Origin of the sequence: Nonomuraea sp. C10 (assembly GCF_008017515.1) — a bacterium.
Taxonomy (GTDB): domain Bacteria; phylum Actinomycetota; class Actinomycetes; order Streptosporangiales; family Streptosporangiaceae; genus Nonomuraea; species Nonomuraea ferruginea.
On sequence record NZ_VPFF01000001.1, the window covers coordinates 3,487,690 to 3,511,133 of the forward strand.

General features: G+C 71.8%; 20 protein-coding genes. 13 read left to right on the forward strand and 7 right to left on the reverse strand.

The genetic code is table 11. The features are described 5' to 3' along the window. Positions 1-16: 16 nt before the first annotated feature. Positions 17-1,264: an MFS transporter gene (locus tag FR742_RS15870; protein WP_187281162.1), complete on the reverse strand. Its 1,248-nt coding sequence runs from the start codon at positions 1,262-1,264 to the stop codon at positions 17-19. A gap of 80 nt (positions 1,265-1,344) precedes the next feature. On the opposite strand from FR742_RS15870, the gene FR742_RS15875 reads away from it, so the two are divergent. Continuing rightward, positions 1,345-2,244 (forward strand): LysR substrate-binding domain-containing protein, encoded by a 900-nt coding sequence (locus FR742_RS15875; RefSeq protein ID WP_148031669.1) that lies wholly within the window; start codon positions 1,345-1,347, stop codon positions 2,242-2,244. A gap of 15 nt (positions 2,245-2,259) precedes the next feature. On the opposite strand, the gene FR742_RS15880 is transcribed toward FR742_RS15875, so the two are convergent. Then, positions 2,260-2,703 carry a MarR family winged helix-turn-helix transcriptional regulator gene (locus tag FR742_RS15880; RefSeq protein WP_148031670.1) on the reverse strand — a complete coding sequence of 148 codons (444 nt, stop codon included), beginning with the start codon at positions 2,701-2,703 and terminating at the stop codon, positions 2,260-2,262. Positions 2,704-2,792: 89 nt separating this feature from the next. On the opposite strand from FR742_RS15880, the gene FR742_RS15885 reads away from it, so the two are divergent. Both FR742_RS15885 and FR742_RS15890 read left to right on the forward strand, forming a co-directional pair. After that, entirely contained in the window at positions 2,793-3,824 is a 1,032-nt protein-coding gene (locus FR742_RS15885; protein ID WP_148031671.1) for an NADP-dependent oxidoreductase, read from the forward strand. Beyond that, the gene (locus FR742_RS15890; RefSeq protein ID WP_148031672.1) at positions 3,821-4,642 is read left to right on the forward strand and encodes a nucleoside-diphosphate sugar epimerase; all 822 of its coding nucleotides are present in this window, start codon (positions 3,821-3,823) and stop codon (positions 4,640-4,642) included. Before FR742_RS15885 ends, FR742_RS15890 begins: the two co-directional genes overlap by 4 nt. 3 nt (positions 4,643-4,645) lie before the next feature. Here FR742_RS15890 and rox read toward each other — a convergent pair whose 3' ends face one another. Continuing rightward, positions 4,646-6,076 (reverse strand): rifampin monooxygenase, encoded by a 1,431-nt coding sequence (rox, locus tag FR742_RS15895; RefSeq protein ID WP_148031673.1) that lies wholly within the window; start codon positions 6,074-6,076, stop codon positions 4,646-4,648. Positions 6,077-6,303: 227 nt separating this feature from the next. Between rox and FR742_RS15900 the strand changes: the two genes are divergently transcribed. From FR742_RS15900 to FR742_RS15910, 3 genes are read left to right on the forward strand one after another with little or no spacing between them, the layout of a single operon-like run. Next, positions 6,304-8,082: an ABC transporter ATP-binding protein gene (locus FR742_RS15900; protein WP_148031674.1), complete on the forward strand. Its 1,779-nt coding sequence runs from the start codon at positions 6,304-6,306 to the stop codon at positions 8,080-8,082. Then, the gene (locus FR742_RS15905) at positions 8,079-9,815 is read left to right on the forward strand and encodes an ABC transporter ATP-binding protein (protein WP_148031675.1); all 1,737 of its coding nucleotides are present in this window, start codon (positions 8,079-8,081) and stop codon (positions 9,813-9,815) included. Before FR742_RS15900 ends, FR742_RS15905 begins: the two co-directional genes overlap by 4 nt. Before the next feature lie 39 nt (positions 9,816-9,854). After that, positions 9,855-10,565 (forward strand): VOC family protein, encoded by a 711-nt coding sequence (locus tag FR742_RS15910; RefSeq protein WP_148031676.1) that lies wholly within the window; start codon positions 9,855-9,857, stop codon positions 10,563-10,565. Positions 10,566-10,578: 13 nt separating this feature from the next. Here FR742_RS15910 and FR742_RS15915 read toward each other — a convergent pair whose 3' ends face one another. Together FR742_RS15915 and FR742_RS15920 are read right to left on the reverse strand one after the other, a co-directional pair. Then, positions 10,579-11,181, reverse strand: coding sequence for a histidine phosphatase family protein (locus FR742_RS15915; RefSeq protein WP_148031677.1), 603 nt, complete (start codon positions 11,179-11,181; stop codon positions 10,579-10,581). 54 nt (positions 11,182-11,235) lie between these two features. Further along, positions 11,236-12,444 (reverse strand): PEP/pyruvate-binding domain-containing protein, encoded by a 1,209-nt coding sequence (locus FR742_RS15920; RefSeq protein ID WP_148031678.1) that lies wholly within the window; start codon positions 12,442-12,444, stop codon positions 11,236-11,238. A 57-nt stretch (positions 12,445-12,501) separates the two neighbouring features. Here FR742_RS15920 and FR742_RS15925 point away from each other — a divergent pair, with 57 nt between their 5' ends. From FR742_RS15925 to FR742_RS15940, 5 genes are all read left to right on the forward strand, one after another. Then, entirely contained in the window at positions 12,502-12,897 is a 396-nt protein-coding gene (locus FR742_RS15925; protein ID WP_148031679.1) for a DNA-binding protein, read from the forward strand. Then, positions 12,894-13,529, forward strand: coding sequence for a transcriptional regulator (locus FR742_RS15930; protein ID WP_148031680.1), 636 nt, complete (start codon positions 12,894-12,896; stop codon positions 13,527-13,529). The genes FR742_RS15925 and FR742_RS15930 overlap by 4 nt, the downstream gene beginning before the upstream one ends. 28 nt (positions 13,530-13,557) lie before the next feature. Next, positions 13,558-13,734, forward strand: a complete 177-nt coding sequence (locus tag FR742_RS44565) for a hypothetical protein (RefSeq protein WP_187281163.1) — start codon at positions 13,558-13,560, stop codon at positions 13,732-13,734. Between the two features lie 127 nt (positions 13,735-13,861). Then, complete coding sequence (locus FR742_RS15935) at positions 13,862-14,392, forward strand: pyridoxamine 5'-phosphate oxidase family protein (protein WP_148031681.1); 531 nt, start codon at positions 13,862-13,864, stop codon at positions 14,390-14,392. Between the two features lie 171 nt (positions 14,393-14,563). Further along, positions 14,564-17,080: an excinuclease ABC subunit UvrA gene (locus FR742_RS15940; protein ID WP_261808561.1), complete on the forward strand. Its 2,517-nt coding sequence runs from the start codon at positions 14,564-14,566 to the stop codon at positions 17,078-17,080. Positions 17,081-17,160: 80 nt separating this feature from the next. On the opposite strand, the gene FR742_RS46540 is transcribed toward FR742_RS15940, so the two are convergent. Continuing rightward, on the reverse strand, positions 17,161-17,412 hold the full coding sequence (locus FR742_RS46540; protein WP_148031682.1) for a DUF4158 domain-containing protein: 252 nt from the start codon (positions 17,410-17,412) through the stop codon (positions 17,161-17,163). Between the two features lie 54 nt (positions 17,413-17,466). Further along, positions 17,467-18,690 (reverse strand): hypothetical protein, encoded by a 1,224-nt coding sequence (locus tag FR742_RS15950; protein WP_148031683.1) that lies wholly within the window; start codon positions 18,688-18,690, stop codon positions 17,467-17,469. Between the two features lie 317 nt (positions 18,691-19,007). Between FR742_RS15950 and FR742_RS15955 the strand changes: the two genes are divergently transcribed. After that, entirely contained in the window at positions 19,008-19,787 is a 780-nt protein-coding gene (locus FR742_RS15955; RefSeq protein WP_222708943.1) for an IS5 family transposase, read from the forward strand. A gap of 479 nt (positions 19,788-20,266) precedes the next feature. Next, positions 20,267-23,434, forward strand: coding sequence for a Tn3 family transposase (locus tag FR742_RS15960; protein WP_020540395.1), 3,168 nt, complete (start codon positions 20,267-20,269; stop codon positions 23,432-23,434). The last annotated feature ends 10 nt before the right edge of the window (positions 23,435-23,444 follow it).

Genomic DNA, 23,444 nt, shown 5'->3' on the forward strand with positions numbered 1-23,444 from the left:
TTCGTTCTCCTTGTGACTAGTTGGCAGACCCGGCGGTCGCCGGGTGGGCGGCGGGCCGCGGGGGTTTCCCGGCGGCCCGGCCGGTGGTGAGGCGCTCCAGGACCCAGAGCACGACGGTCCCGGCGGACAGGACGGCGCCCAGGACGCACACGGCGGTCCAGCCGCCGTGCACCCAGACCACCGAGGTCAGCGCGGAGCCCACCGCGCCGCCGACGAAGAAGGAGGTCATGAAGGCGGAGTTGATCCGGTTGCGGGCCTCGGGCCGCAGCGCGTAGATGACGTTCTGGCTGCTGTTGAGCACCGCCTGGTGCGCCAGGTCCAGCACGACCACGCCGGCGAGCAGCCAGATCAGGGAGCGTGTCCCGGCGGCGAGCGCCAGCCAGGACGCCGCCAGCAGGACCGTGCCCGCTCCGGTCACGATCTGCACGAGCCCGCGGTCGGCCAGCCGTCCCGCGACCGTGGCGGTCAGCGCGCCCACGACGCCGACCAGGCCGAACAGGCCGATGCCCGACTCCGACCACTCGTACGGCGCCCCGGCCAGCAGGAAGGTCAGCGCCGTCCACAGCACGCTGAACGAGGCCAGGCTGAGGGCGCCGATGGCCGCCCGCCACCGCAGCAGCGGCTCGTACCGGAACATCGCCATCGTGGAGCGCAGCAGCTTCGGGTACGACAGGCGCCCGCCGTCGCCGCCGAGCCGGGGCAGGAAGACCCGCAGCAGCACGGCCGTCAGCGCCATCAGGGCGGCGTTCACCCAGTAGACCGTCCGCCAGCCGCCCAGCTCCGACAGCGTGCCGGAGGCGGTGCGCGCCAGCAGCAGGCCGAGCATCAGCCCGGTCATCACCGTGCCGACCACCCGGCCGCGTTCGGCGGGGGCCGCCAGCGTCGCCGCGAACGGCACCACGACCTGCGCGCCGACCGAGGCCAGGCCGGTCAGTGCCGTGCTGACCAGGAGCACCGTGCCGTCGGCCGCGGTGGCCGACACCAGCAGGAACACCGCGGTCGCCGCGTAGAGCGACACGGCGAGCCGCCGCCGCTCCACCAGGTCGCCGAGCGGCACCAGCAGGATCAGCCCGAGCGCGTACCCGGCCTGCGCGGCCGTCACCGTGAGCGCCGCCATCGAGGGTCCGAGGCCGAGCTCCCTGCCGATCAGGTCGAGCAGCGGCTGCGCGAAGTAGTTGCCCGCGACCGCCAGCCCGGTCGCCACCGACATGAGCAGGAGCAGCCCGTGCGACAGGCCGCCCTCAGGATGGGGTCTTGGCGTCATGCGTCCCAGCCTGAGGGATGAGCGATCAATGAGTCCAACGCATGTTTGTCATCTCAACGATCGTGAATCACGATTGATCCATGGAGCTTCAGCAGATGCGCTACGTCGTCGCCGTCGCGGAGACGGCCAACTTCACCCGCGCCGCCGAGCAGTGCCTGGTCGTCCAGTCGGCGCTGAGCCACCAGATCGCGCGGCTGGAGCGCGAGCTGGGCGCCAAGCTGTTCGACCGCACCAGCCGCAGCGTCCGGCTGACCCCGGCGGGCGAGGCGTTCCTCCCCGCCGCCCGCCAGGCTCTCGACGCCGCCGAGCGGGCCAGGGCCGAGGTGGCGGCCGCCGCCGGCGAGATCCGCGGCCGGCTCGCCATCGGCGCCATCCCCACCGTCACGGCGGTCGATCTGCCGGTCGCGCTACGACGCTTCCACCTGCGCCACCGGGAGGTACGCATCAGCCTGCGCTCCGGCGCGAGCGAGGAGTTCGTCGAACGGGTGCGGCAGGGCACGCTCGACATCGCCTTCCTGGGGCTTCCCCTGGGCGTCCGGCCCAAGGGCGTCCGCGGCCGTGAGCTGGCACGCGGCGACCTCGTCGCCGTGGTCGCGCCCGGCCACCCGCTGGCCGACAAGGAGCACGTGAAGCTGGACCGGCTGGCGGACGAGCGGTTCGTCGACTTCCCCGCGGGCAGCGCCGGGCGGATCCAGTCCGACGAGGCCTTCGCGGCGGCCGGGGTGCGGCGCGAGGTCGCCTTCGAAGTGTCGACCCCCGATTTCATGGCTCGCCTGATCCGGCAGGGCCTGGGCGTCGGGATGCTGCCGGCGGCCTTCGTGTCCCAGCTCCCCGACCTGCCCGTGGTCCGGCTCAGCGACGCTCCGGCCCGCGTGGAGCATCTCATCTGGAGCCGGCACCGGCCCTCCCCCGCCGCCGCCGCGTTCCTGTCGGCGCTGGGCGTCCCGGCGTCATCCGAGGAGGCCGAGTCCGGCGCGTGAGAGGCGCCGACCGGCTCAGCCCGCGGGCCGGTCGTTCCCGTGGAGCGCCTTGCGGAGCAGGGTGGCCAGCTGGTCCTGCTCGCGGGCGCTCAGGTTGGAGACGGCGGAGCGGGCGAACGCGAACGACTCCTCGAAGGCGGCGTAGAGGCCGGCGCCCTCGGGGGTGCGGACGATCTGCCGGGAGCGGCGGTCGTCGGGATGGGGCTGACGGCGGACGAGGTCGCGCGCCTCCAGCCTGCGGATGATCTGGGTGATGTTGGAGGCGTCGCATCCGAGCTCGTCGGCCAGCTCGCCCATGCCGCGCTCCCGGGTCAGCCGCCCCAGCACGCAGGCCTGCGCCACGCTCAGCCCGTGTCGCAGGGCGGCGGTCTCGAAGGCGCGGTCGTAGGCGTCGACGAAGTCGAACATCGCGCGTTCGGCGTCGGTCGACGCGGTGACGGGCCCTGTGGGTAGCGCCATGGCACCACCCTACCAAGAACTTGACTCACTCAAGCATGTGTGCCAGGTTGAATGCTTGATTGGCTCAAGCATCTACGAGAGGCAGACCGATGACGGTTACCAGCAAGGGACGGGCCCGGGAGTGGCACCTGGCCCGACGGCCGCGAGCACAGGCGTCGGCCGACGACTTCACGCTGGTCGAAGCCCCGATTCCCGACCTGCGGCCCGGTGAGGTCCTGGTCGCCAACACCCACCTGTCGGTCGACCCGTACATGCGTGGCCGGATGGACGACAGTCCGTCCTACATCCCGCCGTTCCCGCTGAACGCGCCGCTGGAGGGAGGAGCGGTCGGCGTGGTCGTCGAGTCCCGCGCCGGCGGTGTGAAGCCTGGCCAGGTGGTCGAGCACTTCCTGGGGCTGCGCGAGGCCGCCGTGGTCGACGCGGCCGGGGTCTCCCCGATCGACACCGGCGATCTGCCCGCCGAGAGCTATCTCGGCGTGCTCGGCACGACGGGCCTGAGCGCGTGGCTGGGCATCACCCGGATGGCGGAGGTACGTCCCGGCGACACGGTGTTCGTCACCGGAGCGGCGGGGGCGGTCGGGAGCGTCGCCGGTCAGATCGCCAGGCTGCGGGGAGCCGGGCGGGTGATCGGCAGCGCGGGATCGCCGGCCAAGGTGCGCCATCTGGTGGACGACCTCGGTTTCGACGCCGCCTTCGACTATCACGACGGCGCGGCCGACGAGCTCCTCGCGCAGGCCGCGCCGGACGGCGTCGACGTGGTCTTCGACAACGTCGGCGGCGTCCAGTTGGAGGCCGCGATCGGCCGCCTGCGGGTCGGCGCCCGCCTGGCCCTGTGCGGGATGGCCAGCCAGTACGACGGCCGGGAGCCGCACGGCGTGCGCAACCTGTACGAGCTGGTCACCAAGCGGGCGACCGCACGCGGCTTCCTGGTCGCCGACCACCGGGACCAGATGCCCGCCTTCCGGGCCGAGGTGGGTTCCTGGGTGCGCTCAGGCGAGATCGTGCACCGGCAGACGGTGCTCGACGGCATCGAGCGGGTGCCCGAAGCCCTGCTGGGCCTGCTGCACGGCGGAACGTCCACGATCGGCAAGGCCGTCGTCCGGCTCGGGGAGCGTGCATGACCCGCACGGTGCTGGTGACCGGGGCCCGGGGCAAGACCGGGAGCGAGGTGACGGCCCGGCTGCGCCGCTCCGGGACCCTCGTCCGGGCCGGGTCGTCGCGGCCCGCCGCCGATCAGGTCCGCTTCGACTGGCACGACCCGGCGACCTGGCGCGAGGCGGCGGACGTGGACGCGATCTACCTGGTGCGCCCCGACCTGCCCGCCGCTCCCGACCTCATGGCCGGCCTGGTCGAGGTGAACCCGGACGCCCATGTCGTCCTGGTGTCCGAGCAGGGAGCCGAATCGCTCGCGCCGGACCACTGGGCTCGCCGGGCCGAGGATGCGGTCGTCACCCGGGCCGCCTCCTGGACGCTGCTGCGCCCGTCCTGGTTCCATCAGGTCCTGACCGACCCCCGCTTCTACCGGGACGCCATCCGTGACGACCGCGTCCTGAGCCTGCCCTCGGGCGGCGGCCCGATCGCGTGGGTGGACGCGCGTGACATCGCCGACGTGGCCGTGGCCGCGCTCGGCGCGCCGGAGGATCACCGTGGCCGGGCGCACACGATCACCGGCCCGGAGGCGGTTCCGGTCGCGTCCGTCGCGCGGGAGCTCTCCGCGCGCCTGGGCCACCGGATCCGCGCCGAGGACCCGCCCCCGCGGGAGACCCTGCACGGCCTCGACCCCTGGACGGCGGGCATCCTCGACGACCTCTACCACCGCGTCCGGCACGGCGGCTTCGCCGAGCTCTCGCCGGCCGTGAAGCGGATAACCGGGCGCGAGCCCACCTCGATGCGGGCGTTCATCGACGCCCACCTGGACGAATGGAGGACGAGCGGGTAGCGCTCAGCCGGCCGCGGCGCCGAACCACCGGGACAGCCCGCTGGTCAGCTCCCGCTGGTCGTCGCCGGCCCACGCCACGTGGCCGTCCGGCCGCAGCAGCGCCGCGGGCACGTCCAGCTCCTCGCTGCCGTCGACGACGTGGTCGACCCGATCGGCCCACCCCTCCACCGAGAGCCGGCCGGTCCGGTCGAGCAGCAGCCCGCGGCCGCCGCGCATCAGCTCGTAGAGGCGGCCGTTCTTCAGCGGCACGTCCCGCATCCGCCGGCCGAGCAGTTCGTGACCCTCGCCGAGGTCGTAGCGGATCCCGATCGCGACGATCTTCTCGATCAGGTGGCGGTTCACGTCCTCGAAGTCCATCAGCTCCGACAGCAGCCGGCGCACCGCCTGCGGGCCGGGTTCGGTGGACATCAGCTCCGCCTGCGCGCGGGTGTTGTCGAGCACGTCGGCCGCCACGGGGTGCCGTTCGGCGTGGTAGCTGTCCAGCAGCCCTTCCGGCGCCCAGCCGGTGACCTCGGCGGCCAGCTTCCAGCCGAGGTTGAACGCGTCCTGGATGCCCAGGTTGAGCCCCTGCCCGCCCATCGGCGGGTGGACGTGCGCGGCGTCGCCGGCCAGCAGCACCCGGCCGGTCCGGTACCGTTCGGCCAGCCGGGTGGCGTCGCCGAAGCGGGACAGCCAGCGGGGTGAGTGCACGCCGAAGTCGGTGCCGGCGACCTTCCGCAGCTGCCGCCTGAACTCCTCAAGGCCAGGCGGGACCGAGCGGTCCTCGGCCACCCCCTCGGCGGGCACGACGACCCGATACAGGCCGCCTTCGCCGAAGGGCCCGACGCCGAACCTCAGCTGGGTCCTGCGGACCTCGGCCACCACGGCGGCCACCGTCTCCTGCGGCACCCCCACCTCCATCTCGCCCAGCAGCGTGTCGGCCCTGGAAGGTTCGCCGGGGAAGCCGACGCCGAGCAGTTTGCGCACCGTGCTGCGGCCGCCGTCGCAGCCGACGAGGTAGCGCGCGCGCAGCCGCGAGCCGTCGGCCAGCTCGGCGGTCACCCCGTGCTCGTCCTGGCTCAGCCCGGTCAGCTCGCGGCCGCGCCGGACGTCGGCGCCGAGTTCGGCGGCGCGCTCGGCCAGCAGGCGGTCGGTGACGGGCTGCGGGATGCCGAGGACGTAGGGGTGGGTGGTGTCCAGCAGGCCGGGCGACGGCTTGGCGATGCCGGCGAAGAACCCGCCGAGCGGGTGCTTCCGGCCCTCCGCGAGGAAGCGTTCCAGCAGGCCGCGCTGGTCCATCACCTCGATGCTGCGCACGTGCAGGCCGAGGGAACGGACGTTCGGCGTCGGTTCGGTCTCCTTCTCCAGCACGACCACGCGCACGCCGTGCAGCCTCAGTTCGGCGGCCAGCATCATGCCGGTCGGCCCGCCACCGGCGATGATCACGTCAATCATGGAATCCCCCTTTGTCGAGCTCGCGTGTCGGCCGACGATTCTGCGGTACGACCCGGGTCTTGCCGCAAGCCCCCCTGTCCGCTATACGTTGAGAGTGGCAAGAGGTGGGTGATCCCTCTTTGTCACGTCCTCCCCCCGTACCGTGCGCCGTTCGGCGCGTGATCCGTGCGGGATGTGCGACGGATGGCGGCTGATCCGCGGGAGTGGCGGCCGGGAGGATGCTCTGCATGGCTCCCGAACTCGCAACGAGGCAGCGGTCCGCGCCACCACCGGTGGGGCTGTTACGCCCTTACCTGGGAAGTTTCGCCGCCGTGGTCGTCCTGCAGGTGATCGGCTCGGTCGCGGGCCTGGCGCCGCTGCTGGCGGTCGCCGAACTGGGCCGCGCCCTGCTCTCGCCCGGCCCGCTCGATCACGGCCACGTCCGGATCGTGGTGATCGCGGGCGCGGCCGGCCTGCTCGTCCGGCTGGTGTTCACCGCGGCGTCGTCCGGCATCGGACATCTGCTCGACGACCGGGTGCAGCTGGCGTTCCGCCGGCGGCTGGCCGAGCGGCTGGGGCGCGTGCCGATCGGCTGGTTCTCCCGGCGCCGTACGGGCGAGCTGGCGAAGGTCGTCGGCGACGACGTGAGCGCCGTGCACCCGTTCGTCGCCCACGCCCCCGGCGAGCTCGTCGCCGCCTTCGTGGTGCCGCTGGTGTCGCTGCTCTACCTGTTCGCCGTCGACTGGCGGCTCACCCTGATCACGCTCGTCCCGGTGGTGCTGGCGGTGGCGCTGGTGCCCTTGATGATGACCCCGGCCCGGCTGCGCGAGCAGAAGGCGTTCGACGCGGCCATGGGGCGGGTCGCGAACACGGTGGTCGAGTTCGTGCGGGGCATCGCGGTGGTCAAGGCGTTCGGCACGGGCGAGCGCGCCCACCGGAGGTTCGTGACGGCCGTGGACGAGTTCGTCGCCGTCTTCTTCCGCTGGGTGCGCGGCATGTCGGTGATCGCCGCGGGCATGCAGCTGGCGCTGTCGCCGCCGTTCGTGCTGCTGGCCGTGCTGGCCGGCGGCGCGGCCCTGATCACCTCCGGTGACCTGCCGCCGGCAGACCTGCTGCCCTTCCTGCTGCTCGGGCTGGGCCTGACCGCCCCGGTGGCGGCTCTGGGCCACGGCTTCGACGACATGCAGGCCGCCCGGCGCGCGGTCGGCCGCATCAAGGAAGTGCTCGCGGTGCCGCCGCTGCCCGAGCCCGTCCACCCGGCCGCACCCCGGGGGCACCGCGTGGAGCTGCGTGACGTCCGCTTCGGCTACGAAGCCGGCCGCGAGGTGCTGCGCGGGATCGACCTGGTGCTGGAGCCCGGCACGGTCACCGCGGTCGTCGGGCCGTCGGGAAGCGGGAAGTCCACGCTGGTCCAGCTGCTGCCCCGGTTCTACGACCCGACCGGCGGGTCGGTCACCCTCGGCGGCGTCGATCTGCGCGAGATCGGCAGCCGGGACCTCTACCGGATGGTGTCCTTCGTCTTCCAGGACGTCCGGCTGCTGCGCGCCTCGGTGGCGGACAACATCGCGCTGGCGGTGCCGCACGCCGGCTTCGACGACGTGGTCCGCGCCGCCCGGCTGGCGGACATCCACGAACGGATCCTCGAACTGCCTCGCGGATACGACACGGTCATCGGTGAGGAGGCCGGGCTGTCGGGCGGCGAGGCCCAGCGGATCTCGATCGCCCGCGCGCTGCTCGCCGACGCGCCCGTCCTGGTGCTCGACGAGGCGACCGCCTTCGCCGACCCGAGGACCGAACAGGCGGTGCGCCGGGCCCTGGCGACCCTGAAGGACGACCGGACGATCCTGGTCATCGCCCACCGCCTGGAGACCATCGCCGACGCCGACACGATCGTGATGCTGGACGACGGGGTGATCGTCGAGCGGGGAAGCCCCGCCGAGCTGCTGGCACGGGACGGGGAGTTCGCCGCGTTCTCGCGGACCTACCGGTCGGCGACCGCCCTGACGCGAGGAGGAGAGCCTCGATGATCCGCATGCTGATGCGCGTGCTGGGACCCGAGTACGCCGGGCCGGTGCGCCGCACCGTGGCCCTGATGACGGTGACCGCGATGGTGGAGGGCCTGTCCTACGGGCTGCTCGTCCCGGTGCTGCGCGCCCTGTTCGGCGGCGATCCGGGCGGGGCCCGGCCCTGGCTGGTCGCGTTCGGGGCCGCGGTCGCCGTCTACGCCGTGCTGCGCTACCTCAGCGACCTGTCCGGCATGCGCGGCGCGACCGTGCTGCTGCGCGGCATGTTCCACCGGCTCGGCGACCACCTGGCCCGGCTGCCCATCGGCTGGTACGGCGGCGCCCGGGTCGGCGAGGTGTCGGTGCTGGCCAGCCGCGGCGTCCTGGAGGCGATGGGGGTGCTCGCGCACCTGCTGGCGCCGTACGTCTCGGCCTGTGTGACCCCGCTGACGATCATCGTGGTGATGCTCGGCTTCGACTGGCGGCTGGGGCTGGCCGCGCTGGCCGCCGCCCCGGTCGTGGCGGCGATCCAGGTCCGGACGGGACGCTCGATGGCCGCGTCCGACGCCGAGCGGCACGAACGCGGCCACCAGGCCACCGGGCGCGTCATCGAGTATCTCCAGGCCCAGCCGGTGCTGCGGGCCGGCGGCCGGACCGGCGAACGCTTCCGGCTGCTGGACGACTCGCTGCGTGAACTCCAGCGCGCCTCCCGCCGCACCGTGCTGTCGGCGCTGCCGGGCGTGCTGGGGCTGACGCTCACGGTCCAGGCGGTGTTCACCGCGCTGCTGGCCCTGGGCGCCTACCTCGCGCTCGGCGGGGACATCGGCGCCGCCGAGCTCCTGGCGATCCTGGTGCTCGCCGCCCGCTGCGCCGATCCGCTGCTGTCGCTGTCGGACCTCGGCGGCAAGCTCCGCGCGGCGCGCGCCGAACTGGGCAGGCTCGACGCGGTGCTGAGCACCGAGCCGCTGCCGGAGGCCCCCGACCCGGTCAGGCCGGCGCACCATGGCCTGGAGTTCGACTCCGTCACCTTCCGCCAGGACGGCCGCACGGTGATCGACGACCTGTCCCTCTCCGTACCGGAAGGACAGCGGCTCGCCGTCGTCGGGCCGTCGGGCGCGGGCAAGAGCACCCTGCTGCAGCTGATCGCGCGGTTCCACGACGTGGACGCGGGCGCGGTGCGGGTGGGAGGCGCCGACGTGCGCGACGTCGGCACCGAGGTGCTGACGTCGCGGATCGCCATCGTCTTCCAGGACGTCTACCTTTTCGACGGCACGATCGAGGAGAACGTACGGCTCGGCCGTCCCGACGCCGGCGAGGCCGAGCTGCGGGCGGCGGCGACGGCGGCGCGGCTGGACGAGGTGATCGAGCGGCTGCCCGGCGGCTGGGCGGCGAAGGTCGGCGAGGGCGGCGCGCTGCTGTCGGGCGGCGAGCGTCAGCGGGTCTCGATCGCGCGCGCCCTGCTGAAGGACGCGCCGATCGTGCTGCTGGACGAGGTGACCTCGGCGCTGGACCCGGTCAACGAGGCGGCCGTGCACGAGGGCGTCGAACGCCTGATGGCGGGCCGGACGGTGGTGATGGTGGCGCATCGGCTGCGTACCGTCCAGCGGGCCGACCGCGTCGTCTTCCTGGACGGCGGCCGGATCGTGGAGGAAGGCGGCCACGACGAACTGCTGCGCCGCGGCGGCCGCTACGCCGGCTTCTGGCACGGCTCCACCGCGCCGGATATTCGTTGGCGTCGCGGTCGCCGGGCGGGTTAGCGTTGCCGCCGTCACGCGTCGGCGGATTGGAGACACCGGATGCCTTCCCAGCTCATCGCGCTCTGCTTCGATGCGCACGACCCGCGAGGTCTCGCCCGCTTCTGGGCCCAGATCCTGGGCTGGGAGACGCACGACGGCGTCACGCTCCTGCCGAACGACGACACCGGGTTCCAGATCCGGTGTCGTCCGTCCCAGGAGAAGAAGACCACCGAGAACCAGATCCACTTCGACCTGACGAGCCAGTCCTCCGAGGAGCAGGAGCGGACGGTGGCCAGGGCGCTCGAGCTCGGCGGCCGCCACATCGACATCGGGCAGAGCCCGGACGACGGTCACGTGGTGCTCGCCGACCCCGAGGGCAACGAGTTCTGCGTCATCGAGCCGGGCAACAAGTTCCTGGCCGACTGCGGGTTCATCGGTGCGCTCGCGTGCGACGGCTCGCAGGAGGTCGGATACTTCTGGAGCGCGGCGCTGGACTGGCCGCTGGTCTGGGACCAGGACCAGGAGACCGCGATCCGCTCGCCGCACGGCGGCCCCAAGATCACCTGGGGTGGTCCGCCGGTCGCGCCGAAGAACGGGAAGAACAGGCTCCACTTCGACCTCGCTCCGCCCGCGGACGGGGATCAGCTCGCCGAGGTCGACCGTCTCGTCTCCCTCGGAGCGACCCGGCTCGACGCCGGCCGGCCCGAAGGCGGCCGGGTGCTGATGGCCGACCCCGACGGCAACGAGTTCTGCCTGCTGACCCCCCGCTAGCGGCGCGGACCTCTCACGGCCGCACGCCGCCGGGAAAGCCGGTCCAGCGCAGGTCGGGCGGAAGATGGCTCATGTCGTTGAACATCACGACCGTGGGCGGCAGCCCGCTCCGATACTCGATGACCGTCAGCGCGGTGTTGGCGCTGTTGAGCCCGAGCCACCGCGACGGCGGCGCGTCCAGCGCGTGCCGCACCAGCCAGGCGATCTGGTAGGCGTGCGTCACCAGGACCTCGTGGGTGTCGGGCTGAGCCTTCTCGGGCGCCTTCGCGAACCGGGCGACCAGCGCCTCGGCCAGCCGGTGGCCCGAGGCCGCCTCGCTCTCGTCGTAGCCGTCGAAGAAGCCGGCCCAGGACGGCGGTGTCTCGGCCGGGGCGGGCACGTAGGGCACGTGGTCGACGAGTTCGGCGGCCTCGGCCACGGGCACGTCCGGCAGGTGCCGGGAGAGTTCGTGCGCGCTCGCCGCGGCGCGTGACAGCGGGGAGTGCCACACGGCGCCGACCGGGAGGGCGGAGAGCCGTTCGCCCAGCAGTTCCACCTGCCGGCGGCCGACGCCGGTGAGTTCCCCGAACGCGTCGGCCGCGCCGTGGCGTGCCAGATAAAGGTGTCGTGTCGGCATGTTCAGGCGCGGGCGCGCGGCCCGCTTCCCCTTTCTCTGTGGTGGAAGGTCCGGTCACGCGTCCGTCGCCGTGACGGTGCCGCCGGTGCCGTCGACGGTGATGACGGCGCCGTCGCGCAGGCTGCCCGTCGCGTCCCGGACGCCGAGGACGGCGGGGATGGCGTGCTCGCGGGCGACGATCGCCGCGTGCGAGAGCACGCCGCCGGTCTCGGTGACGACACCGGCGGCGATGCGCAGCAGCGGCGTCCAGGCGGGGTCGGTGAAGGGGCAGACGAGGATGTCGCCCGGCCGCACCCGCGCGAAGTCGCCGGGGCCGCGGACGATCCTCGCGGTGCCGGTCACGGTCCCGTGGCTGCCCGGGGTCCCGGTGAGCGCGCCGGCCGGGGCGCCGGAAGACGCCGGTGGCGGGGGCGTCGCGGTGACCGGCCGCGCCTGCAGAACCCAGACGCGGCCGCCGGCGATCGCCCACTCGACGTCCTGCGGCCCGCCGAGTATGGCGGCGATGTCCTTCCCGAGCTCGGCCAGCCGGGTGGCGGTCGCGTCGTCGATCGCCGGTCGATCCCGCGTACGGGCGGGCACGTCGCGGGTGACGAGCCGCGCGCCGCGCCGGTCGAGGCGCGTGCGTTTGTCCGCGACGGTGCGGGTGACCGGCCCGTCCGCGGCGACGCGGTAGGAGTCGGGGGTGACCGTGCCCCCGACGACGCTCGGGCCGAGGCCGAAGGCCGCCTCGATCTCGGTCGCGCCGTCCGGGTCCGCGGGGGTGAACATGACCCCGGCCACCTCGGCGTCCAGATGACGTTGCACGATGACGGCCATGGCGAGATCCTCGGGCGGCTCGGCGGCGGACCGGTAGCCGATGGCGCGGGCCGAGAACAGCGAGGCCCAGCAGGCACGTACGGCATCGCCGACGTCGCCGGCCCCGCGCACGGCGAGAAAGCTCTCGTGCTGCCCGGCCGCCGACGCCTGCCCGGTGTCCTCGCCCGCCGCCGACGACCGTACCGCCACGGGCGGATCGCCCAGCTCGCCGAGCCCGCGTCCCAGCGCGTCGATCACGCTCGCGTGGACGGGACGCGCCTCGATCGCCCGCCGGGCCGCGTCGCCGTCCAGGCGGCCGAGGCCCAGGTCGCGGACGGCGGCGCGGTAGACGGCGAACGGGACGACGAAGCCGTCGGGAACCGGCCGGCCCGCGCGGAGCAACGCGCCGAGCGCGCCGGCCTTGCCCCCGCAGGTCTCGGCGACGGCCTCCTTGAGGGGTACGATCATCCGTGCCCTTTCAACGAAAAGTTGACAACATTTCGTTGAGTGTGGAGCATGAGGCGCATGTCACGCAACCACGACCCCGGTAGCGGCGCGCACGACGACCACGCCCAGGCGCGCCGTGAGCAGGACGCGCGGGAACATCTCCTGAGCCTGGGGGCGGACGCGATCGGCGCCCGCCCGTGGCGGCCCGCACCCGTCCCTCCGTCGGCGGTCGACCTCGTGCAGTTCGCCCTCTGGCGCTCCGCCGACCTGGGGCCGGAGGGCATCCTGAGCGCGCTCGCCCTCCTGCCCGCCGCCCGCGCCGAGGTCGAAGGACTCGAATCGGGCCTGTTGTTCACGGCCCGCGCCGCGGGGCTGACCTGGGCGCAGATGGCGCACGCGATGGGGTTCAACTCCCCGCAGGCGTGCCAGCAGCGATACATCCGCCTGACGACCCGACAGGACTCCGACTCATGACACCCGACTCCTCGCCGGACCTCCTGGTCCTGCACGCCGTGCGCATCACCGGGTTCGCCGACACGCCGGTGCTCGCCCGGCGGTACGGGCTGGACCCGGCCGAGACGAAGGAGGCGCTGCTCGACGCCGAGGCACGCGGCTGGGTCGCGCACACCTCCTTCGCCGGCGACGGAGGCTGGTCGCTGACCGAGCGGGGCCGCGCCGAGAACGAGCGCCAGCTCGCGGCCGAGCTCGCCCGCGTCGGCGGCGCCGAGGAGGTCCAGGCCGTCTACCGCGCGTTCCTCCCGCTGAACGGCCGCCTCCGCAAAGCCTGCACCGACTGGCAGCTCCGGCCCGCCGCCGGCGACCGGCTCGCCACCAACGACCACTCCGACCCCGCCTGGGACGCCGCGGTGCTGCGCGAGCTCGCCGCCGTCGGCCACGCGCTCACACCGCTCGCCGACCGGCTCGGGAACGTCCTGACGCGCCTGCGCGGATACGACACCCGCTTCACCGCCGCGCTCACCCGCGCCCGGGCCGGGGACGGAGCCTGGGTCGACCGCACCGACGTCGACTCCTGCCATCGTGTCTGGTTCGAGCTCCACGAAGACCTCATCGCCACACTCGGCCTCGACCGGAACGCGCACCCCTGACCCAGTCCGTACGCGCGATGGATGAGCGATGCTCGCCGACCGGCCCGCCGACGTGCGCGACCCGCTCATCGCCCGCCATCCGGAGCCTGATCCGGCCCGTGCCGGGATCCGCGAGCGCAGCGCGGCCGGGCCGGTCCCCGGACCGGCCGCTGATCACCTTCACCGGCTGAGGCCGCGCAGGTCGTGGACGGCCCGGCCACCGTGATCGCCCCCGGGATGGCGTCCTCAAGACGGATGGAAAACATGACATAGGACGTCGGGTTTAAGACCAATCATGGGTTAACCGGTCGGCACCGACGGGGGCCGGGCACCACGGACAGACAAGGACCGCAATGCGCGAAACACCAGAAGATCTCAAGGAGCTTCAGGCCCTCCTGGACGCCTCGCTCTCCCGCTCCACCCCGCACCTGCGCTCGATCGTCACCACCGAGCGCACCCTGACGGCGGAGCAGCTCACCCAGGTCCTCACCGGCATGTGCACCCTCGCGCTCTCGACCGTGACGGCGAAGGGCGAGCCGCGGATCAGCGGCGTGGACGGACACTTCCTGCACGGAAAGTGGCACTTCGGCACGGCGCCCGGCGCCGCCAAGGCACGCCACCTCGCCGCCCGTCCCGCCGTCAGCGCCGCGCACATGCGCGGGGAGGATCTGGGCGTGTTCACCCACGGCACGGTGGAGATCCTCAACCCCCGGCACGGCGAACGGGACGCGGGCTGGCCGGACCTGCTCGCCTACCTCAAGAGCTTCTACGGCGACGATTCCTTCGACTGGGACAACGACGTGGTCTACTACCGGCTGCGTCCGCACTGGATGACCGTCTACGCCCCCGACGCCGACAAGCTCACCGCGGCGTCCCGGTCCTGATACGCGGCACGGGCGGCATCGAGACCGGCCAGGTGCTGAGAGACCTGGTGAAGCGGCCGCTCAGTGCCATGGTGACGAGCGCCGCCATGCAGTGGCGTGATCGGTTTGTTCGGCATGGGTGGGGTGCGTGCCCGCCCGTGCTCTGCTGTGTCGCGAGAGGATGGACGAAGGTTGACTGCGTTCGTACGGGACGTCGTGAGTGTGGACGGCGAGGCCATCAAGGTGGTGGGGGCTCGTACCAACAATCTGCGGGACGTGTCGGTGAGCATACCCAAGGGGCGGCTCATCGCCTTCACCGGAGTGAGCGGCAGCGGCAAGACCTCGCTGGCCATCGACACCCTGCACAACGAGGCACAGCTGCGGTATCTGGAGGGACTTTCGCCGTTCGTGCGGCAGTACATCACCCAGCGCAATCGGCCGAAGGTCGACCGCATCCTGGGACTCGGCGCGACGCTCGCGGTCGACCAGCGCCGTCTGAACCGCAACCCCCGGTCCACGGTCGCCACGATCACCGGCATCGACGGGCATCTGGGACTGCTGTACTCGCGCCTTCCCGCGATCGGCGCCGACCCGGCGGAACACGGGAACGGGCCTCTGACGACCGCTCATTTCGACCGCAATACGCCGGAAGGGAGCTGTTCGGACTGCCACGGGGTGGGCGGGCGCTGGCAGGCGCAGGAGGACCTGGTCATCACCCATCCGGAGCTTCCGCTCTTCGAGGGGGCCTCCCCTTGGTACGCGAAGTGGCGGTCGGGGGAACACGCGTTCGTGCCCGCCCTTGCCGAGAAGCGGGGAGTGGACCTCGGCCGGCCGTGGCAGTCGCTGCCTGAGGGGTTCCGTCGCTGTGTGCTGTACGGCACGGGAGAGGAGAAGATCGAGGCCACCGTCGACATGACGAACAAGAACGAGACGGCCCAGGTGACCTACACCTCCAGCCAGCCGCTGCGGGGCGCGCTCGCCGAGGTGGAGCGGGTGTTCGTGAACGCCCAGACCTCCAGCGCCAAGGAGCGCTACCTGCCGTACATGCGCAAGCAGCCGTGCGGCACCTGCGGCGGCAGCGGGTACGACCAGGTGGCCCGGTCCGTGCGGCTCGGCGGGTTCACCTATCCCGACCTGATCGAGGTAGAGGTCCGGGAGGTGCGCAGCTGGGCGAAGCGCGTGGCGGACGACCTGGACGCCCGGCAGCGCGAGGTGGGTGAGCCGCTGCTGCAGGACCTGGGCCGCAGGCTCGGGGTCCTCGACCGGCTCGGCCTGGCCCATCTCCAGCTGTCGCGGAGTGCGGCGACGCTGTCCGGGGGTGAGTTGCAGCGAACCCGGCTCGCCGCTCAGCTCAGTACCGAGCTGAGCGGCCTCGTCTTCGTCCTGGACGAGCCCGGGACCGGGCTGCATCCGGCGGACAAGGCGCACCTGCTCGACATCGCCCTGGAGCTGCGCAAGGCCGGCAACACGGTGCTCCTGGTCGAGCACGACCCCGAACTGATCGCCCGGACCGACTGGGTGATCGATATGGGGCCCGGTGCCGGCCGCCTCGGCGGTGAGATCCTGGTGTCGGGACCTCCCGCCGACGTGGCCGCCCACCCGGCGTCGCTGACCGGACGCTATCTGGCCGGTGAGGGGCCGCGGCTGCGTCGGGCCCGCCGTCCGATCGGGGACGGAACCCGCTGGGTGGAGCTGCACGGCCTGCGCGCCCACAACCTGACCGCCGACCTGGTGCGTTTCCCCGCCGGTCGGCTCACCTGCCTGACCGGGGTGAGCGGCAGCGGCAAGAGCAGCCTGCTCGGCGCGCTCGCGGGGAGTGTGGAGGCCGCCCTGAACGGGACGATGACCGACACGGTGCAGCAGGTGATCGGCCTGGAAGGGTTCGACTGGGTCGCCGTCGTCGATCAGGAACCACTCGGGCGGACGCCGCGCTCCAACCCGGCCACCTACAGCAAGGCGTTCGACCTGGTCCGCAAGCTGTTCGCCGAGACCGACGTGGCGCGCGGACGCGGCGTCAATGCCTCCTGGTTCAGCTTCAACACCGCGGGCGGCGGCCGTTGCGAAACCTGCACCGGTTATGGCCGCAAGCTGGTCGACATGCACTTCCTGCCGGATGTGTGGGTGGTCTGCGACGCGTGCGAGGGCCGACGCTACAAGCCGGAGGCTCTGGAGATCAGGTATCAAGGGCTGGCCATCGATCAGGTGCTGGAGCTGACCGTCGCCGAGGCTGTGGAGCGGTTCTCCCGACCCCGGCAACTCGCGGAGACCCTGGGAGCCTTGAACCAGGTCGGACTCGGCTATCTCCAGCTCGGCCAGAGCGCCACAGAGCTGTCCGGCGGTGAGGCGCAGCGGCTGAGGCTGGCCTCCGCTATCCAGCGCGGCGCCGCAGGCCGCAAGGCAGGCCTCGTCGTCCTCGACGAACCCGTCTCGGGCCTGCACCCGTCCGACATCCAGCGGGTGGTGGACGCGCTCGACGTGCTGCTCGACTCGGGTAACACCGTCGTCGTGGCCGAACACGACATCCCCGTCGCCGCGTCCGCGGACTGGGTGATCGACCTGGGGCCGGGAGCCGGTCCGGATGGGGGCGCGGTGATCGCGGAGGGCACCCCGGACGCCGTCGCGACCGCGGACACCCCGACCGCCGGTTTCTTCCGTCGGTACGCGGCGGGCCTGCCGCTCCTGGAAGTGCAAGAAGGCGCGCGCTGCTGAAGGGCGGGGTCCGGTGCGGCCGCTGGTGGTGGAGCGGCACCCCAAGGGGGGTTTCCCGTCCGGCGGCGTGCACCTGGACCTCACCCAGCTTGTTGAGCCGCCGATGCACGTCCTGCCGCTGCCGCTGCCGGTAGCCGTAGGCGTCCCGTCCACGCGTGCCCATACGCCGTATCCAGCCGCTCGCCGTACCTCTTGACCCGCGACCTCAGCTGCTCGGCCAGATAGTCCACCACCGGCCACGGCACCGCTGGCGGAAGCCCTTTGTACCGGATCGTCCAGATCTGGACGGCCACGCCCAGGCGATGGGAGTCCTGGCGCGATTCGGCGATCACGCCGAGCCGATCGGGCTCATGGCAGTGACCCGGCGCTGGACGGCGAAGACGCTCTCAGCCGAGCCGCAGCTCCGCCGCGACCGCTCGTTCCCGCAGCTGCGCGGCCTCGGCGCGGGCCGCCTCCAGCTCGGCGCGCACGTCCTCCAGCCTCGACCGCTCCACCCGCAGCTCCAGCAGCGCCTGGTCACGCTGCCGCACCGCGGCGGCGGCCTCCTTCTCGACCCGCTCCCGCTCCCGCCGCACACTCTTCTCGACCTTGGCCGTCTCCGTCTCCGCGGCCTTGCGCGCCCGCGCCACCTCGACGTCCGCCGTCGCGCGCGCCTGCTCGGCCGCCTGCCTGGCAACGGCGGCCTCGTTCAGGGCGATGGCCCGCTCCCGCTCGGCCGCCGCCGCCGAGCGCTCGGCGCTCTCGGCACGCGCGACGGCCCGGTCACGCTCCTGCCCCGCCGCCTCCGCCCGGGCCAGCGCCCCCGCGACGTCCCGTTCGGCCTGCTCACGGGCGCGCACGGCCGCCGCCGTCTCCTCACGGGCGCGATCACGCTCCGCCACCGCCCGCTCGACGTCCTGACCGGCCCGTACGGTCTGCGCCCGCGCCTCCTCAGCCCTGACCTCGGCCGCCTCCACCCGCTCGGCCAGCTCCTGAACGGCCTGGTCGCGGGCCCGCTCGGTCATCTCGACCCGGCGGAGCGCCTCCTCGGCCCGCTGATCGGCCGCCTCCGCGCGCCGGCCCGCCTCCTCGGCCGCCTGGAGCGCCTGGCGTTCGGTGCTCGCCGCTTCCCGCAACGCGGCCAGCGCCTGCTCGCGCGCCCGCTCGGCGTCGGCGAGCGCGGTGTCGCGCTCGGCCTCGGCCTCCTCCGTGCGCGCCCGCATCTCCTGGGCCTGCCGCCGCGCGTGCTCGGCCGCCTCACGGGCCAGCCGCACCTGCTCGAAAGCCTGCTCCCGCTCGGTACGCGCGATGGCCACCCGGGTGTGCGCCTCGGCCTGAACGGCACTGATCCGCGCCTCGACCCCCGCCGGGCTCAGCTCGTCGGCCAGCGCCCTGGCCAGCGGCTCGATGGCCGCCGACAGACCGCTCTCCATACGCTCGTACAACTGCTCGGCCCTGGCCAGCGCCCCTTCCAGCCCGGGCGTGGCCCGCCGCAACTCCCGCTCCCGTTTGGCGGCGGCCTGGCAGTCACCGTCGGGACAGTATTCCTTCGGCCTCCCTCTCCCCCGCCTCTGCTCGATCGGCGCCCCGCAGTGCTTGCACGGCGTCACCACCACGTCGGTTTCCGTCACGCCAAGATCCTAGCATTATTGATTTTCTGGAAAACAATATTCAGAAAATCAGTTCTGTTGCGTACGAGACGAGCGCAGGTTACTTGCGAGAAGGCAACATTCCCGCAAGTAACTATCCGAGACTCCCTCCATGGCCAATACATCTTCAGATGCATCGCCACAGTGGGACCTGGGACCAGCCACTTAAATTTCATGGACGTTCGCCACACCCTTTCAGAGGACGATCCGTGAGCCTATGCCCGTGATGTCATAGTGTGATCGAGTGAATCTGTAGCGTTACGTCCGGCTGGTGAGCGTGGACGTGCTGAGATAGCCGGGTGAGTGAACGCAAGCCGTACGCGACGGACTTATCCGATGAGCGGTGGGCCCTGATCGAGCCGGTGATCACGGCGTGGAAGGCCGCGCACCCCTCGGTCAGTGGCCACCAGGGCAAATACCAGATGCGGGAGATCGTCAACGCGATCCTGTACCAGAGCCGGACCGGCTGCCAGTGGAACTTGCTGCCCCATGACCTGCCACCGCGCAGCGCGGTCATGTACTACTACACCGCCTGGCGGAAAGACGGCACCGACAAGACCATCCACGACCTGCTGCGCTTCCAGGTACGGGAGAACAACCGGCGATTAGCCGACCCCAGCCTGGTCGTGCTCGACACCCAAAGCGTGCGCGCCGCGGCCGGCGTCCCGAAAGCCACCACCGGCCGGGACGCGGCCAAGAAGGTACCGGGTCGCAAGCGCGGGCTGGCCGTGGACGTGCTCGGCCTGGTCATCGCGGTGGTGGTCGCGGCAGCTTCGATCCACGACAACGCCATCGGCACCGCGCTGCTGGACCGGGTCGCCGCCGCCACCCCGCCCGGCAGCGTCCGCACCGCCCTGGTCGACCAGGGATTCAAGAACGCGGTGGTCGCCCACGGCGCCACCCACGGCATCAACGTGAAGATCGTCGAGCGGAATCCCGCCGATGCCGGGTTCGTCCCCCAGCCCAAGCGGTGGGTGGTGGAGCAGGTGCGCCGTGAGGCGCTTGTTGATCGAGTGGAGGTGAAAGACCTGCACCAACCCGCTGTCGCAGCAGTGGGGTTGAAGCTGAGGGCAGCCTGACCCGGGAGGTGCCGGGGAGGGTGAGAAGCAGCCCTGACAAAGCCGGGGCGGGGCCAGTACTGCCAGATGGCCGTGTGCCCGGCGAGCGTGACGGAGAGGTGTACGCGAGAAACCGGTGTGTGAAGCCTCGTAACGAATCCCACCAGCTCGAACCTGGCGGATCTGGGCTGGGAGTGGTGCACGCTCGCCTCGTTCTCGGGCGAGCGACTTGCGCGGTGGTCTTGTTCGCTGCCGTGCAAGGTCACGGTGAAGGCCTGCGGCGTAGCCGTGGCGATGCCGCCGGGGCATAGCCGGGCGCCTCCTCCGACAAGCGATCACAAGTGAACACGGGAACCGTCCCGGTTCCGGGGGCGAGGAACCGGCGGACAGCCGTTGGCGCTGAGAACGATCAAGAAGCATTGAAGGCTGAAACATCCTCACCTGTAACGCGTTAATCACTATGAGTTGATCGCGCCCGATATGGCCCTACCGTGCGGGCTATGCCTGCGGAATTTCTGTCTGCCGAGCAGAGGGCCGCCTACGTCTCGTTCATCGAGGTGCCATCGCTGTCAGACCTGGAGAAGTTCTTCTTCCTGGACAGCTTCGACCGGCATGTGATCGCGCAGTCGAGGGCCGATTCTCACCGGCTGGGCGTTGCCGTTCAGATCGGGACCGTTCGGTACAAGGGGTTGTTCCTGGAGGATCCGCTGGCGGTGCCCTGGCCGGTGGTGGACTACCTGGCCGAGCAGCTGGGGATCGGTGACACGTCGCAGGTCAAGAAGTATGCCGAGCGGCTCAAGACGACGTACGAGCACGCGTGGATGATCCGGGACGCCTACGGTTACCACACCTTTGATGACACCAGCAGCTGGAGCGAGCGGCAGCTGACGCGCCAGTTCCGGACCTTCCTGCATGGCCGGGCGTGGACACACGCCGAGGGGCCGGTGGCGCTGTTCGAGCAGTCGGTGGCGTGGCTGCGGCGGCATCGGGTGCTGCTGCCCGGGGTGACCGTGCTGGAACGCCTGGTGGGCAGCGTGCGGGAACGGGCCGACGTCCGCATGTACACCGTGGTGACCAAACAGGTGCACCGTGCCGATCCGAACCTGCCCGCCGCGTTGTCGGGTCTGCTGGTGGTGCCGGAGGGCTCGCGCATCTCGGAGTTGGAGAAGCTGCGGCAGGCACCCAAGCGCACGTCAGGGACGGAGATGGTGAAGGCGCTGCAGCGGGTGGACAACCTGGCCGGCTTCGGACTGGGCCGGGTGGCGGTGTCGAAGGTGCCGGTGCGGCGGATGAAGACTCTGGCCAAGTACGGGGCGGGCAGCAAAGCGCCGGCCCTGGACCGGCTGGTCGAGCCGCGCCGGACCGCGACGCTGCTGGCGGTCACCCGGAGCCTGGAGGCCGAGGCGATCGACGACGCCCTCGATCTGTTCGCACTGCTGATGGCCACCAGACTGATCAGCCCGGCCCGCCGCAAGTCCGCCGACGAACGGCTGCGGATGCTGCCCCGGCTGGAGCGGGCCTCCAAGCTGGTGGCCAAGGCCGGACGCGTCCTGGTCGACCAGCTCGACCTGATCGACCACGAAGGCGCCGACCTCGACGTGGCAGCGATGTGGACCGCAGTGGCCGAGATCGCCGGCACCAGCAAGGAACAGGTCCGCGCGGCGCTGGACGTGGTGGAGGACCTGGTCCCCGAGGACGACGGCGCGGCCGAGGCGGCGATGCGCGCCGCGCTGGTCGAGAAGTACCACACCGTACGCCCGTTCCTACGGCTGCTGGGCGAGTCGAAGGCGCTGTCGGCTGCACCGGGCGGGCGCCGGGTGCTGGCCGCGGTGCGCCGGCTGCCGGAGCTGTCGCGACGGCAGGTCAGCAAGAAGCCGCTGCTGCCCAAGGAGATCGACGCCGCTTTGGTGACCGCGTCGTGGAAGCGGGCGGTGTATGCCAACCCGGACCTGCCGCAGGGTGCGGTGGATCGGGACGCGTACGTGGTGTGCGTGCTGGAGCACCTGCTGCGGGCTCTGACGATCAGGGATGTGTTCGCCTCGCCGTCGCTGCGCTGGGCCGACCCGCGCGCGCATCTGCTGGCCGGGGCGCAGTGGGAGGCGATCGCCGAGGACGTGCTGGCCTCCCTGTCGCTCACCGACCCGGTCCAGAAGCATCTGAACGACAAGGTCGTGGCACTGGACGCGGCCTGGAAGCAGACGGCCGCCCGGCTGGAGGAGGCGGGCGAGGACGCGCTGGTCTCGGTGGTGACCCCGGCTGGCGGCGGGCGGGCCCGGCTGTCGGTGGAGAAACTCGGCGCGCTCGGCGAGAGCGAGTCGCTGGCCTGGCTACGGGCCGCCTGCCAGGCCATGCTGCCCCGCATCGACCTGCCCGAGCTGCTGCTGGAGGTGCACGCATGGACCGGTTTCCTGGCCGCCTACGTGCACCTGGCCGATGTCTCCACCCGCATGAACGACCTGCCGAGATCGCTGGTAGCACTACTGATCAGCGAGGCGTGCAACGTCGGAATAACGCCGGTGATCAAGGCCGGGGATGAGGCGCTGACCCGTGGCCGGCTTTCGCACGTGGACCAGAACTATGTGCGCGCTGAGACGCACGCCGCGGCCAACGCGATCCTGATTGAGCACCAGGGCCGGGTGCCAATCGTTGCGGAGTGGGGCGGTGGCTTGCTGGCGTCGGTGGACGGGCTGCGGTTCGTTGTCCCGGTTAAGACGATCAATGCCGGGCCCTCACCTAAGTACTACGGTTACAAAAGGGGTCTGACGTGGCTCAACGCAGTCAATGATCAAGTTGCGGGGATCGGGCAGATGGTGGTGCCGGGCACTCCCCGCGATTCCCTGTACATCCTGGACTGCTTGATCAACCTGGATGCCGGGCCAAAACCCGAGGTGGTCACGACGGACCATGCCAGCGACAGTGACATGGTGTTCGGGATCTTCTCCATGCTCGGCTACCGGTTCGCGCCCCGCTTCGCCGACCTGGGGGACCAGCGGTTCTGGCGCACCGAGCTGCCCGACCGCAGCACCGGCGACTACGGAGTGCTGGAGGCGATCGCCCGGAACAAGCTGAACCCCAAGAAGGTGACCACCCAGTGGCCGGACATGCTCCGCGTCGCCGGATCGCTGGTGACCAACCAGGTGCGCGCCTATGACCTGCTGCGCATGTTCGCCCGCCAGGGCAACCCGACTCCGCTGGGGCAGGCCTTCGCCGAGTACGGCCGCATCGACAAGACGATGCACCTGCTCAGCATGCTGGACCCGATGGATTCCAGCTACCGCCGCAGCCTGGGCAAGCAGTTGTCGGTCCAGGAGTCCCGGCACCGCCTGGCCCGCAAGATCTGCCACGGCAACGCCGGCCGGATCCGGCAGGCATATCGGGAAGGCCAGGAGGATCAACTCGCGGCTCTGGGACTTGTTGTCAATGCCGTCGTTTTGTGGAACTCACGGTATCTGTCGGCGATCGTGGACCAGCTGCGCGCCCAGGGTGTGCCGGTCAAGGACGAGGACGTGGCGCGGCTGTCCCCGCTGGGCCACGCCCACCTCAACTGCCTGGGCCGCTACGCGATCGCTTCCTCGGCCCCGGACAAGGGCCTGCGACCGCTCGGCACGGCGGCGCTGCCCGAGGTCAGTGCCGCCAGCACCACTATCGTGGACGATGACGGTGTCTGAACCCCTGACC